Here is a 15298-nt window from a genome sequence, read left to right as displayed (position 1 = left end):
TACAATATTTCGTACAGCTTTGGTATAGAAATAGAGCCAAAGTTTAAAATAATAATAACTATTTCAAACTTTGGCTCTATTTTTTTAAGGAGGGTTACATTGCTACTTATTTGAAAAACTCAAGATCTTCTTTGAGTTCGTCAGCAAAGCTCTTTAATTCTGCAGAAGTATCTGCAAGTCTCTGTGTCTCTTTGTTAAGCTCATTCATGGATGTTGATGTAGTTTCTGCTGAAGCTGCATTTTCCTGAGATATAGCCGACAGATTGGTCATAAGATCAACCACAGTTTCTCCTGAGCTGTCGCAGGATTTGGCCTGGTCAAGTACATCAACAACAGCCTCTTTGGTAAAGTCGATACCCGAGCTGACATTTACAAATATGCTGCTTGTAGAATCAATATTATTCTTTTGCTCTTCGATAAGCTCTGTCACTTCATTGATGGTTTCTACTGTTCTGTTTGACTCTTCTGTAAGGTTATGGATGATATCCTCAATAATCTTGGTAGACTCATTGGTCTGGTCTGCAAGAGTAGAAATCTCACTTGCTACAACCGCGAAGCCTTTTCCGGCTTCTCCCGCTCTTGCGGCCTCAATGCTGGCATTAAGTGACAAAAGATTGATCTGATCTGCCACAGATGCTATAAGAGTAACTGCTTCCTGAATCTTGCTGACAGAATCATCTGTCTTACGAACCTGCTCAACAATCCTCGTAAATGCCTCAGTTGTCGAATCACTGGATCTGGTTAGATTATCCATATTGGCATTAGCTTCTTTTCCGTCTTTACTCATGTCTTCAGATTTGCCGGACAGATTTGAAACGCTATCAAGAATCTGCTGAATGTTACTTCTGATATCTACAACCTTCTGAGATGATGTCTCGATATCTTTGGCCTGTTCTCCAGCACCCTTAGAGATTTCCTCAATTGTCTGGCTGATCTCGCCTGCAACCTGTTTGGTCTTGGTGGCACTTTCTTCCAGATTGACGCCGGTATCTGACAGGATATTACTCATATCTTTTACCTTATCAACTGTACCTTCCAGTGTATCAAGAAAGCCGTTAAGGCTGGTTGCAAAAGAAGCAAATTCATCATGTCCTGAATCATCTGCTCTTGAAGAAATCTTACCTGCCGCAATCTCCTCGATAGCTGACTGGAATGAATTAACGCTTTTATTGATTCCAAGACTGATGCGTAAAAGGATCAGTGTAAGAACAACAAGGCTGGCAATAAGAACTACAAAAATGATGATAGTAACGCTTGTTCTGACTGCATTCATCTCTGTAACTGCCTTAGTCTGAACGCTTGAACACAGCTCGCCAAGTGCAGTATTTATATTCTGGTTATCCGCCTTAATAGTCAGTGTCTGAGCATCTGTTGCCTTGATCTCATCAAATATAGCCTTCTTGGCACTTAAGAATCCAAGAGAAGCTTCTGCAAGAGAAGGATCTGTTGTGTACTTAGGAATATTGGTCTCTATTTCTGCAAAAAGAGCTTCTATTTCCGCAAGGCTCGCTGTTACATCTTTTCCCTCTACAACAAGTTTACTGTAGGCACTTGTAAGGCTATCCAGGTCTGTTAATCTTGAAGCAAATCCGTAAACACCGGAAATAGCACCGCCGTATTTATATGCAACGCCAGGAGTGATGATAGATGGATCGATATAGAGCTCGTACTCCAGATCTGGATACTTGTCCATATCATAATCCACTACATTAAGTGTAGTTGAAACTTCTTCCCAGCTCTGGTGCTCTTCATCATATTTGGCTGTAACTTTAATGGCTTTTTGTCCACCAAAATCAGTTATCTCGGCACTTACAAGACCATCACCTGACTGTTCAGTAAGCTCAATTGTACTGAGATCGAGATCTAACACATCTGCTCCATTTTTGAGCTTAAGGTTCTTGATATAATAATCACCCTTGTAGGTGAAAGTTCCGCCCACACGCTGAATAAGACTATTACGCTTTCCTGCATTTGGAAGAGGATAGTCATAGATCATCTTCGTGTATTCTTTGCCATCTACATTAACAGGCGTACCACCTTCTCCAAAGGTCGCATCTATCCAGTGAATCTCAATCCAGTTGTTATTATTTACAAGGCTCCCAAAGCTTGCTGAAAGGTCATCACTGGCGCTTATGAATTCCTGATATTTTCCTTTTGAAGGATCATAGCCACGATCTGTGTGAAGCCTTTTAATTTCACCAAAGTTCGCTGTCATCTGCTCTACATTGGCAATGATAGAATCTATAGAGCTCTGATATCCAGGCCCTGCAAGCTTTTTGAGCTGCTGTGCCTTCTGATCCATCTGCTCCAGGTTAGAAAGAGAAGCCTCGAGATATTTTTCATCAACATAATACTGATAAAGTGCATCATTAGCCAGATTCTGAGCCTGCAAAATATTGATCTCATTTACCAGTGAAACAACTTCGCTGTTATCACCATTTTGATTTATGGAAGTAACACCAACAGCGCCTATAACTACGGCTGCTGCTATTCCAAGCACACCCATCATCAGGATCTTGCCTTTAACTGATTGATAAAATTTACCCTTCATTAGCTTTCACCTCACAAAAATAAACGCTACACCGTGTATATTTATACACATTGTAGCGTTTATTAGTAGGCAAAACAATTAATAGAAATTCAAGTTTTTCTTATATTTTTCTAAATTAGATTGTACGCAAAAGATATTAAATCATGAATAAATATTTGCTGCTTTTGCCATTATAACTTGGCTATATCAACCAGAGTGAGCTGTTCCTCAGTACTTGCGCTCTCAAGGCTGGTTACAAGGGCTCTTGCTGTATCGAGAGCTGTGATAACATTAACACCTGTCTCGATAGCTGTTCTACGGATTATGAAGCCGTCACGAGTCTTGTCACGTCCCTGAGTAGGAGTATCAATTACAAGGTCAATCTTGTGACCAAGGATAAGGTCGATGACTGTTGGTGATTCCTGGCTGAGACGGTTGATCTTCCTTGCTGATACACCGTTCTCGTTAAGAGTATCAGCTGTTGATCTCGTAGCATAGATGATGTATCCAAGCTTCTTGTAACGTCTTGCTATGTCGATCACTTCACCCTTATCAGCATCCTTAACAGTGATGATCATCTGCTTGTACTTAGGAAGGTTGATTCCTGCTCCAAGGAATGCCTTATAGAGCGCTTCATCAAAGCTCTTACTGATTCCGAGGCACTCACCTGTACTCTTCATCTCAGGGCCAAGGCTGATCTCAGCTCCTCTGATCTTCTCAAAGGAGAATACTGGCATCTTGATAGCAACATAGCCAGCTTCTGGCTGAAGTCCCGGCTTGTAGCCAAGGTCCTTAAGCTTCTTACCCATCATTACCTGAGCTGCAAGGTCTACAATAGGAATACCTGTAACCTTACTGATATAAGGAACAGTACGGGATGATCTTGGGTTGGCCTCGATGATGTAAACCTCATCTCCTACTGCAATGAACTGAACATTAATAAGTCCGATAACATGAAGAGCCTTGGCAAGTCTTCTGGTGTATTCTGCGATTGTCTCTTTTACCTTGTCTGAAAGAGACTGGGCAGGATATACAGAGATGGAGTCACCTGAGTGAATTCCTGATCTCTCGATATGCTCCATGATACCTGGAATAACGATATCCTCTCCGTCGCATACGGCATCAACTTCTGTCTCAACACCCTGAAGATACTTATCTACAAGGATAGGGTGATCCTGAGCATATCTATTGATGATGTTCATGAACTCCTCTATCTCTTCATCGGAAAGAGCTATCTGCATGCCCTGACCACCAAGTACGTAGGAAGGTCTTACAAGTACAGGGTATCCCAGACGATTAGCAACTTCCTTAGCTTCCTCAGCTGTGTATACTGTAGCTCCCTGAGCGCGCTTTATCTGAGTCTCCTCAAGGATCTGGTCAAAGATCTCTCTATCTTCTGCTGCATCAACATCCTTGGCATCTGTACCGTAGATCTTGACTCCCATCTTCATGAGATCCTGAGTAAGCTTAATTGCTGTCTGTCCACCAAACTGAACAACTGCTCCGTCTGGCTTCTCAAGGCGAACAATGTTCTCAACATTCTCTGCTGTAAGTGGCTCGAAGTAGAGCTTATCAGCAATATCAAAGTCAGTACTTACTGTCTCAGGGTTGTTATTGATAATGATAGTTTCGTAACCCTCTTTCTTGAAAGCCCAGGTCGCATGTACTGAGCAGTAATCGAACTCGATACCCTGACCGATTCTGATAGGGCCTGAACCAAGGACTAATATCTTCTTTTTATCTGTTGTTGTCTTAAGTGCAGCTTCATCCTCTGAATCCGGACCGTTATAAACTGAATAGTAGTATGGTGTCTCAGCCGCAAACTCTGCTGCGCAGGTATCTACGATCTTGAAGGTTGCATGTATGTTGTAGAAATCCCTAAGCTCTTTTAACACGCTTGCAGGGAATCTTGTAAGTCTGCTGATAACTGTATCTGGATACTCAAGGCGCTTAGCTTCCAGCATGGTGTCAAAGCTGATCACCTTCTTGGCATCCTCAAGTGTTCCTGTCTTACCTGCTGTATTCTTCTCACCGCAGCGAAGGAGCTTAAGTTCCATCTTGACCAGGGTGTGAAGCTTATCGATGAACCACAGGTCGATCATAGTGATGTCATGAATCTCATCGTGGCTAATACCACGTCTGAGAGCCTCTGCGATAACCCAGATTCTCTGGTCATCTACTATTTTGAGTCTGTCGATGAGCTCGTCATCATCAAGGTCTGAGAAATCGTAGCTTGTAAGGCAGTCAACATGCTGCTCAAGGCTTCGGATAGCCTTCATCATTGCACCCTCAAAGTTGGTGCAGATACTCATAACCTCTCCAGTAGCCTTCATCTGAGTTGTAAGAGTTCTCTTGGCTGTGATGAACTTATCGAATGGAAGCCTTGGGAACTTAACTACGCAGTAGTCAAGGGTTGGCTCAAAGCTTGCGTAGGTCTTACCTGTAATAGCGTTCTTGATCTCATCAAGTGTGTATCCAAGAGCAATCTTGGCTGCAACCTTGGCAATAGGGTAACCTGTTGCCTTACTTGCAAGAGCTGATGAACGGCTAACTCTTGGGTTAACCTCGATTACGCAGTACTCAAAGCTTGTTGGGTGGAGAGCGAACTGAACGTTACATCCACCTGTGATCTGCAGCTCATCGATGATGTTAAGAGCTGCACTTCTGAGCATCTGGTATTCCTTATCAGAAAGAGTCTGAGAAGGAGCTACTACTATTGAATCTCCTGTATGAACACCTACAGGATCGATGTTTTCCATATTACAAACTGTGATGCAGTTGCCGAGGCTATCACGCATTACCTCGTACTCGATTTCCTTCCAGCCTGCAATACATCTCTCAACAAGAACCTCATTGGCTCTTGAAAGTCTGAGGCCGTTCTCGAGGATTTCTACACACTGAGCTGCGTTGTAGGCAATACCACCGCCTGATCCGCCAAGGGTAAAGGCTGGTCTGAGTACTACAGGGTATCCAATCTTGTTGGCAAAAGCAACACCGTCTTCTACGTTATGTACTACGAGAGAAGCTGCACAAGGCTCACCGATCTTCTCCATAGTATCTTTGAATTCCTGACGATCCTCAGCCTTTCTGATGGTCTCAGCTGTTGTTCCAAGAAGCTTAACTCCATGGGATTTAAGGAAGCCAGATTCATCAAGCTCCATACCAAGATTAAGTCCTGCCTGACCACCAAGGGTTGGGAGGATTGAATCAGGTTTTTCTTTTTCTATGATCTGCTCGAGGACCTTGACTGTAAGAGGCTCGATATAAACCTCATCAGCGATATCCTTGTCAGTCATGATGGTAGCTGGGTTGGAGTTTACCAGTACTACCTCAATTCCCTCTTCCTTAAGGGATCTGCAGGCCTGAGTTCCAGCGTAGTCGAACTCCGCAGCCTGTCCTATAACTATAGGTCCCGAACCGATTACCAGAACCTTTTTAACGTCTTTATTCTTGGGCATATTACTTCACCTCGCGCATCATGCAAATAAATCTATCAAACAAGTAGCTGCTGTCCTGTGGTCCAGGGCATGCTTCTGGATGGAACTGAACAGTAAAGATGTTCTTGCCAACATAAGCAAGGCCTTCGTTTGTTCCATCATTTACATTTATGAAAGCTGGCTCAGCTACCTTTTTATCAAGCTTGTCCATGTCTACTACATAGCCATGGTTCTGGGATGAGATATAAACTCTGCCGTTTGAAAGGTCTTTTACCGGATGATTTCCGCCTCTGTGGCCGTACTTCATCTTGAAGGTATCAGCGCCAGTAGCAAGAGCCATGAGCTGATGTCCAAGGCAAATTGCAAAGATTGGAGTTTCTGACGCATAGAGCTTCTTGATCTCTTCAATCACGCCTCTGCAGTCTTTTGGGTCTCCAGGGCCGTTTGAGAGCATGATTCCATCTGGCTTGTCGCGAAGAATCTCCTCAGCGCTTGTATCAAAAGGATATATTGTTACATCGCATCCTCTTGCTGCAAGGGAATCAGCGATGTTCTTTTTGGCACCAAGGTCAAGGAGGGCAACCTTAAGGCCTGCACCATTTAATTCCTTGACTATTGCAGGTCTTTTTTCTCTCTTACTGAGATCTCCCTTAAGAGATGCAGCATAGTCTTCCTTGTTAAAAGATGCACTGCCTGAAAGAGGTCCGTTCTCTGAAAGGTCAGCTACGCCCTTTTGGAACTTCTTCTCTTTACATGAAACCTTACTTACTACGTAGCCTGTTGTATATGCGTGGAGCTTGTCCTGGATGTCCTCAAAGCGGATATTCTCGTTGGTTGTGATGTATCCGTTCATGGTTCCCTTTTCGCGAAGGAGTCTTACAAGGGCTCTTGTATCTATTCCCTCGATTCCAGGAATCTCGTACTTGTCCATGAATTCCTGAATTGTCATATCGCACCTGAAATTGGATGCTACGTGAGATAACTCTCTAACAATGATTGCATCCACCCATGGACGCTCAGATTCCATATCGTCAAGGCATACACCGTAGTTGCCTATAAGTGGATATGTCATGCAAACTGCCTGGCCAGCGTAGGATGGGTCTGTAAAGACCTCCGTATAGCCTGCCATGGAAGTGTTGAATACTATCTCGCTCACAACATCCTTGTCGGCGCCGATGTGTTTTCCAGTGAAGACTGTGCCGTCTTCCAATATCAATCGTGCTTTCATTACTCCTCCATAATTAACTTACAAAACTATCTATAGCTATAAAAGTGATCAATCATCACTCTTTTATATGTCTTTTGACTAGCTTTCTTAAGCCTCCGAACGTATAAATCCCTTTATATCAGTGATTTTATACGTTTTTGCACCACTTATTTCTTAGTGAAAAGCATATAAAAAGTTGCTTTTGGCTATCTTTTATATGCTTTTGCACTATTTTTTCCTGAAAAAAGACATATAAATCATGCTCTAAGTAGCTTTTTTATAGCTCAGGCGCAAAACCTGAATTACTTAAAGTATGCTACTCCACTCTCAAAGATGCGCAGATCCTGCTCGCCGTAGATGTTGATTGCTACGCCGTCGCCGCGACGCTCTGAGTGAGCCATCTTACCAAGACATCTTCCATCAGGTGAAAGGATACCCTCAACTGCTCTGTAGGAGCCGTTGATGTTCCACTCATCGTCCATAGTCACATTGCCATCAAGGTCGCAGTACTGTGTTGCGATCTGACCATTTGCAAAGAGCTTATCAAGAACATCCTCAGGTGCAACGAATCTTCCTTCACCGTGAGAAGCAGGGTTTGTGTAAACTCCGCCAAGCTCAGCCTGTGCAAGCCAAGGTGAATTGTTGGATACAACCTTGATTGTTGCCATCTTGGAGATATGTCTTCCGATTGTGTTAAAGGTCAGTGTAGGTGAATCTGCAGTCTGACCTGTGATTGTTCCGTTAGGTACAAGGCCAAGCTTGATCATAGCCTGGAATCCATTACAGATACCAAGTGCAAGACCGTCTCTGTCGTGGAGAAGGCTCTCAACTGCTGCCTTGATCTCCTCGTTCTGGAAGGCTGTTGCAAAGAACTTAGCACTTCCATCTGGCTCATCACCTGCTGAGAAGCCGCCTGGGAACATAATGATCTGTGCATTCTCAATTGCTTTCCTAAACTCTGCTACAGATTCTGTAATATCGCTTGCATTTCTGTTTCTAAAGATCTTGATATTTACATCAGCGCCAGCTCTTCTGAAGGCCTCTGCACTGTCGTACTCACAGTTTGTTCCTGGGAATACCGGGATAAATACTGTAGGCTTAGCAACCTTGTTCTTGCAGACGTGAATGCTCTCAGCCTTGAAAAGATCTGACTTAACAGCTGTCTTTTCTTCATTAACTGTTGAGTGGAATACCTTCTCAAGCTTGTTCTTCCATGAAGCAAGGGCTTCGTCCATTGAAAGCTCTACGCTTCCTACTGCGAATACAGGAGCGTCTGTTACTTCACCGATCTCTCTTGCACCCTCTACCTTAAGTGCATCAGCGAGCTTGTCAGCTGCAACCTCAGCAACGATATCAGCAATGTCATTTGTAAACAGCTCTTTTGCCTCAACTGAATCTGCAATCTTAACTCCAAGTCCGTTACCAAAAGACATCTTGCAAAGAGCAGCTGCAAGACCATAGCAGTCCTCAGCGTATGCAGATACGATAGCGCCCTTTCTCATGAGCTCTGTGATCTCACCGTAGAGTTTCATTACCTTGTCATAATCTGGAAGGTCATACTTGTCCTTGGCAATCTTAAACTGAACCAGCTTGTTTCCGCTCTTTTTAAGCTCAGGTGTAACTACATCTGACTGCTTAGCTACATCTACAGCGAAAGAAACAAGTGTTGGAGGAACATTTATCTCGTTAAAGGATCCGGACATTGAGTCCTTACCACCGATTGAAGCAATGCCGAACTTCATCTGAGCATCGAAGGCTCCGAGAAGTGCTGTAAGTGGCTGGCTCCATCTTGCAGGATCCTCAGTCATTCTCTTGAAGTACTCCTGGAATGTGAAGTGCAGGTTCTTGTAATCACCACCTGTTGCTACGATTCTTGCAACAGACTCTGTTACTGCATAGGCTGCACCGTGGTATGGGCTCCAGCTTGAAAGATATGGATCAAAGCCGTAGCTCATCATTGTAACTGTATCAGTCTTGCCTGCGAGAACTGGAAGCTTAGCTACCATTGCCTGTGTCTCTGTAAGCTGGTACTTACCGCCATAAGGCATGAGAACTGAGCCTGCTCCGATTGAGGAGTCGAACATCTCAACAAGGCCTTTCTGTGAACATACATTGAGGTCTGAAAGCTCAGCGTTAAGAGCTGCCTTAACATCGCCCTTATTAAGAGCATCAGCAACCTCAGTACTTGCTATCTTATTAAAGTAGTTATCATCTGCTACAGGAGCTTCTACCTTAACTGTAGTCTCCTGATGTGCGCCGTTTGTATCAAGGAAGGATCTCTTGATGTCTACGATCTTGTTGCCTCTCCAGTTAAGGACAAGTCTTGGCTCTTCTGTTACAACTGCAACCTTAACAGCCTCGAGGTTCTCCTCTGCTGCATAAGCAAGGAACTGCTCAGCATCCTTAGGTGCAACAACAACTGCCATTCTCTCCTGTGACTCAGAGATAGCAAGCTCTGTACCATCGAGACCTGCGTATTTCTTAGGAACGAGGTCAAGGTTGATATCAAGACCTGGAGCAAGCTCACCGATTGCTACTGAAACTCCGCCTGCGCCAAAGTCGTTACACTTCTTGATAAGCTCACTTACTTCTGGTCTTCTAAAGAGTCTCTGAAGCTTACGCTCTGTAGGAGCATTACCCTTCTGAACCTCTGCACCACAGCTTGTAAGTGACTTGCTGTCATGAGCCTTGGAAGAACCTGTTGCTCCGCCGCAGCCATCTCTACCTGTTCTGCCACCAAGGAGGATAATGATATCTCCTGGGTCAGCACTTTCTCTAATAACATGCTCCTGTGGAGCGGCACCCATAACCGCACCAATCTCCATTCTCTTGGCAACATAGCCTGGGTGATAAACCTCTTTTACATATCCTGTAGCAAGACCAATCTGGTTACCATAAGATGAATATCCACTTGCAGCGCCTCTTACGAGCTTCTTCTGTGAGAGCTTGCCCTTCATTGTCTCAGCAACTGGAACTGTAGGATCTGCTGCGCCTGTTACACGCATAGCCTGGTATACATAACCTCTTCCTGAAAGAGGATCTCTGATAGCTCCACCAAGACATGTAGCAGCGCCACCGAAAGGCTCGATCTCTGTAGGATGGTTATGTGTCTCATTCTTGAAGAATACAAGCCAGTTCTCTGTTACAGGACCATTGCCGTAGTCAACTTCAACTGGAACAACTACTGTACAAGCATTGTTCTCCTCAGACTCTTCCATGTCTGTGAGCTTGCCATCTTTCTTAAGCTTCTTCATTCCCATAAGAGCGATGTCCATGAGGGAGATGAATTTCTCTTTTTTCTTATCATCTGTTGTATAAAGAGCTTCTCTTGCAGCGAGGTAGTCTTCGAAGGAAGCCTTGATTGGCTCAGCATAGAATCCGTCCTCAAAAGAGATGTCTTTTAACTCAGTTCCAAAAGTAGTATGACGGCAGTGATCTGACCAGTAAGTATCAAGAACTCTGATCTCTGTCATTGATGGATCACGCTTCTCGTCACCTCTGAAGTACTGCTGAATCCACTTGAAATCATTGAAGGTCATAGCAAGACCAAGTGAGTTGTAAAGTGCCTTGAGGTCAGCCTCTGGCATATCCTTGAAGCCATCGAAGATCTTGACATCCTCAGGGTCATCATAAGTCTCAACAAGAGTTTCTGGCTTAGTATCAGCAGCTATACGTGAATCAACCGGGTTCATTGTATAGTCCTTGATCTTAGCAAGCTCTTCGTCTGTGATATTTCCAATGAGCATGTAAGTTACAGCAGTTCTGATAACTGGCTCCTCGTCGCCCTTGATAAAGCGAACGCACTGCTCAGCTGAATCTGCTCTCTGATCAAACTGTCCTGGAAGTGCTTCGATGCTGAAAACCTTGGCTCCCTCTGGGATTTCAATATTCTCTCTGTAGAGTATGTCTACTGGAGGCTCAGAAAATACAGTGCCTACAGCCTTCTCAAATACTTCGTCTGATACGTTTTCTACATCGTATCTGATGAAGATTCTAACCTTCTCAACCCCTTTGATTCCAAGGTAGCCTGAAATCTCATGGCGAAGCTCCCTGGCTTTACCTGCGTAAGGTTCCTTTTTTTCTACGTAGATTCGTCTTACAGTGCTCATAACTTCTCCTCTTTCCTAATAGTTCTTTATATCGAAAAAGTGCTTAATATAATTCATTAAGCACTTCATTCTTCGGGCACTAATCCCTCTAATACATACATTAATTCTCTATCAATGGCTTCTTCTGTAATAGAACAAGTCTTGGACATGATTTTGAGTCCTTCCACCACGTACATTAAATTGCGGGCACAGCCAAGAGGGTTCTCGCAATAAAACTCATCATTCTCGACACCATTTTCAATTAATTTCTGAATAATGGTAACCGCTGTATCGAATTGATTTTTAAGTGGATTATCTTTAGCCGAAACTTTATGAACGGAAAAATATTCATAAGTGGCTACAGTGAGATTGTTTTTCTTTCTGAGAATTTCTTTTTTCTGCTCCTTGAGGAAAAGAGCAAGCATATCGCCAGCGGAAGCATCGCCGGAAAGCGCTGCCACTACTGCCTCTTCGTCATCCTCATCGTGTTCATCGGCAAGAACTGCCATGAAAATTTCTGCTGTGCTGGAAAAATAGAGATAAAGACCCCCGCGACTGATGTCACAGGCATCAACAATGTCCTTCATAGTTACGTTCTTATAACCTTTTTCGGAAAAAACAGTTCTGGCCTTCTCCAGAATGTATTTCCTCTTCTGTGTGGACTTCTCTCCCATTACTCCTCCCAAAATATGAAATCGTAATTATATCGTCAGTTTAAGCCAGCGGCCTATCTGACGCTTTCTCCCAAAATCTGCACAAATCATCCATCTTCTTAACTACGTTATACAGAACTCCGTTACGGACTCCCTCTGCCCAAACGGAGCCCTTGGTCATACCAGTTAGAATGTACTTGGACAGGATTCCTGCCAGGTCATCCATATCAGTAATCTGAGCATCATTTATATAAAGAAGCTCATCCTTGGCTGTATTCAAATGATTTCTGGAATAAACATAAACATAGTTGCGATCAAGCAAATTAGTTGCCTGCGCTGCCTTAACAAAGGCGAGAAGATTAGAATCATAAACCGGAAACGGCATGGATTTGAGGTCGCTGTTACTGTAACTTGAAGCCACCTCTACTTTGACATTCTCTTGAAGCCATCTCAAATATGGAACTAACTTAGAAACTTCTGGTCTGTATCTCGAAACGATATCCTCAACACTGTTCTCGTTGACATTGTTGTCATTTTCAAAACTCATTGAAAGCCGCTCCTATTCTGGCTTACAGCCGTTTTCAAAACCCATCTGTCACTTTTTTCTCAAGTTCTTGATAAATTATAGCAAGTAGGTATCGAATTGTACAGAACTAATTTGAGTGATAAAGGTGTCAAAATTTAAAATGCTACATGCTTGCATGTATAGCATTTTAAATTATTGACCCGAACAGACATGAGGAAATAGCAATTTACGGAGTAAATTTGCGGTTTCCGACTGTATGTAGAATTGCGAAAATGACGTTAGTCATGTAGCAATTCGTATATCACTCATACATCATGACCTGATTAGTTCCACCAGCTTGGACGCCGCGATGGATAACGGCCTTGTCTCATCTGTAATAACGCAGATATCTCTTTTAGGAAGGACCGAATTAAAACGCAGCTCGAATAAAACGCCGCTATCAAGGTACTCCTGGGCAAAGCTCTTAACAACACAGCCAACTCCAAGGTTTCTAAGGGCAAACTGAACTATCATGTCACTGGTAGATAGCTCAAACTCAGGCTGTATATCTACTCCGTGAGATTTCAAAAAGTTATTGATATAGTTTCTGGTACTGGAGTTACTCTCAAGAAGAATAAGTGGGATATTCTGGAGATCAGAAAAATCCAGCATCTTATTCTTATATTGAATAAATCTTCTTCCTGCCACAAATGTATCTTCTATAGAAGAAACGCGGAAGAAATTGTAATTCTCTTTTTCATTAAAAGGCGTAGAAATAACGCCAAAATCAATCTTGTCATCCTCGAGATATTCAAGGGTTTCAGGAGTCGGTCCGTTAGTTACTGTAACCTTGATTCCAGGATACAGTTCATGGAATTTCTCAAGAAATGGCAAAAGAAAGAATCTTAGCGTCATGTCACTGGCTCCGATCCTGACTTCTCCGGCGTCAAGATGCTGCATCTGGCGAAGGCGCTGCTCACCAAGCTCTATCTGCTCGTAGCCTCTTTCTACATATCTATACAGAAGCTCTCCCTCGCTGGTAAATTTCATACCACGAGACGTTCTCTGGAAAAGAGAACAGCCAAGTGCCTTCTCAAGCTGATGAACAGACTGGGTGACAGCTGGCTGAGAAATAGACAGCTCTTTGGCTGCACCTGTTATGCTACCCAGCTTACCGACATAATAAAAAACCTTGTAGTACTCAAAATTCTCAACCATATCTTCTCCCTGACGCAGATACTCATTATTCCATCAATACTTGGAAGGAACAAAAAGCTGTCCGTTTACTGCAAATATCTCATCCTCCATGGATTCCTGATATACATTTACCATGGCAGTTCTACTATCAATGTCTCTGATCGCCATGCAATTTCCGGTAACCAGACTTATCTTTTCACTATAGGGATCATAGCAAAAGAGATTGTTGTCATCCCTGAAATAGAGCTTATCATCGAATCTGGAATAGACCATCAGATTCCCGTTGTCAGTATACTCTTTCTCGATGCTGCAAATATACTTGATCTCATCGTTGTTACCATCATAGCAGTATATCTTGAAATCCGTTGTGAGGAAATAAAAATGATTCTGCTTGGCATTAGTTTTGAGAATCCTTATAGAATAATCAGGAAGGAACTTCTCGTGTTCAGCAACTGCCTTTAGTTCACCATCCTCTTTTTCCTCATAAGATATTGTAGCCTTGTCGATTGTGTAGCCCCTCATAGCATAAGCAGTAAAGACGCCATCCTGATAGCCGGCAAACTGTAGATGGTCAGTGCTACTAAACAGTGTAACCCTCTGATGATTATCGGCAATACATCTGATCTTATTATTAAAAGTGTAACAAAAGCCGCCAAAACCACTATTAGAAAGGCATATCACGCTGCGGCCATTGTGCTCATAAACAGTATAATCCATGGGAATATATACTTTATTATCACCCATGAAATCCCTGAGCGAAAAATTATCTTCTCCAGTGTGGTAAAAACTCAGCTGGTTAATGTAGCACAAAATGTCCGCCATGTCTTTGCTCAGTATCACAAAATCATAATCGTAGTAGGACATAGTATATCCAAAGCTATGAATATCGTTACCACGAACATAATATATTTTATATCTGTTGTCAGACAATCTGCATCCGAAAACATCCTTGCCGTCATCGCTGATAGCAAGGGGCTGCAAGTGATATTTATTACAGACATTTCTGATCTTGTTATTCTCAAGATTCATGGAATACAGGCAGTCATCTGAATCATCATGATACAGCAAATACTGGCCATTAGGCGAAAGCGCTGCATCGTATATATTATCCAGGATTTCTTTTACCTCTCCTGTAGCCACATCATATATAAACAGGCCTCTTGTTGTTGTGTAAAAGACTCTGTTTCCGGTAAGAGACATTCCTGCTTTGTTAATATAGCTTCCTATATATGTGCTGTTTAAATCCGAGTCGTATAAATAAAGCTTATCTCCAGCCAGCACAAGAGCTTTGGTCTGAAAATAGTCAGTGTAGACCAGCGGATTTCCGCCACTAAAAGTATTATAGCTGGGGCCAGAAGCATTTTTTACATCAACTACTTTTCCCTTGCTGTTGACCAGATATTTACCATATACAGAAATGGTATCTCCTGTGTAACTCTCCTCGTAGACCGGTTCCTCTGAGGGAGCATTCTTTTCTTTTAAATTATATATCAGCGTATCGGCGATTAAAGCCAAAAAGAAGATTGTAATAACAACAAGTAATGCTACGCCTAAATTTATCTTGCCAGGTATTTTTCTGATTCTATCCATCTTATAACTCTCGTTCCTGTCTACATTATCAGGTGTACCATCGAAATACTAATTGGAAAAGTACCGTTTAATAATGTATACTGAAATAGTG

Annotated in this window: 8 protein-coding genes; all 8 read right to left on the bottom strand. The window is 42.8% G+C overall.

The window, feature by feature from the left end; genetic code table 11:
- Positions 1 to 106 precede the first annotated feature (106 nt).
- Positions 107 to 2551: a methyl-accepting chemotaxis protein gene (locus tag IJI01_RS05670; RefSeq protein WP_292187135.1), complete on the bottom strand. Its 2445-nt coding sequence runs from the start codon at positions 2549 to 2551 to the stop codon at positions 107 to 109.
- Positions 2552 to 2721: 170 nt separating this feature from the next.
- On the bottom strand, positions 2722 to 5988 hold the full coding sequence (carB, locus tag IJI01_RS05665) for a carbamoyl-phosphate synthase large subunit (RefSeq protein WP_292187130.1): 3267 nt from the start codon (positions 5986 to 5988) through the stop codon (positions 2722 to 2724).
- A gap of 1 nt (position 5989) precedes the next feature.
- On the bottom strand, positions 5990 to 7195 hold the full coding sequence (locus IJI01_RS05660; RefSeq protein WP_292187127.1) for a carbamoyl phosphate synthase small subunit: 1206 nt from the start codon (positions 7193 to 7195) through the stop codon (positions 5990 to 5992).
- A gap of 281 nt (positions 7196 to 7476) precedes the next feature.
- Positions 7477 to 11283, bottom strand: coding sequence for a phosphoribosylformylglycinamidine synthase (locus IJI01_RS05655; RefSeq protein ID WP_292187124.1), 3807 nt, complete (start codon positions 11281 to 11283; stop codon positions 7477 to 7479).
- Between the two features lie 65 nt (positions 11284 to 11348).
- Entirely contained in the window at positions 11349 to 11936 is a 588-nt protein-coding gene (locus IJI01_RS05650) for a TetR/AcrR family transcriptional regulator (protein WP_292187121.1), read from the bottom strand.
- A 40-nt stretch (positions 11937 to 11976) separates the two neighbouring features.
- The gene (locus tag IJI01_RS05645; protein WP_292187118.1) at positions 11977 to 12462 is read right to left on the bottom strand and encodes a hypothetical protein; all 486 of its coding nucleotides are present in this window, start codon (positions 12460 to 12462) and stop codon (positions 11977 to 11979) included.
- A 291-nt stretch (positions 12463 to 12753) separates the two neighbouring features.
- Complete coding sequence (locus tag IJI01_RS05640) at positions 12754 to 13638, bottom strand: LysR family transcriptional regulator (protein WP_292187115.1); 885 nt, start codon at positions 13636 to 13638, stop codon at positions 12754 to 12756.
- A 33-nt stretch (positions 13639 to 13671) separates the two neighbouring features.
- Positions 13672 to 15207 carry a hypothetical protein gene (locus IJI01_RS05635; RefSeq protein WP_292187112.1) on the bottom strand — a complete coding sequence of 512 codons (1536 nt, stop codon included), beginning with the start codon at positions 15205 to 15207 and terminating at the stop codon, positions 13672 to 13674.
- Between the last annotated feature and the right edge of the window lie 91 nt (positions 15208 to 15298).

This window comes from Butyrivibrio sp., assembly GCF_017433805.1.
GTDB lineage: Bacteria > Bacillota > Clostridia > Lachnospirales > Lachnospiraceae > Butyrivibrio.
This window is presented reverse-complemented; position numbering and strand designations above follow the sequence as displayed.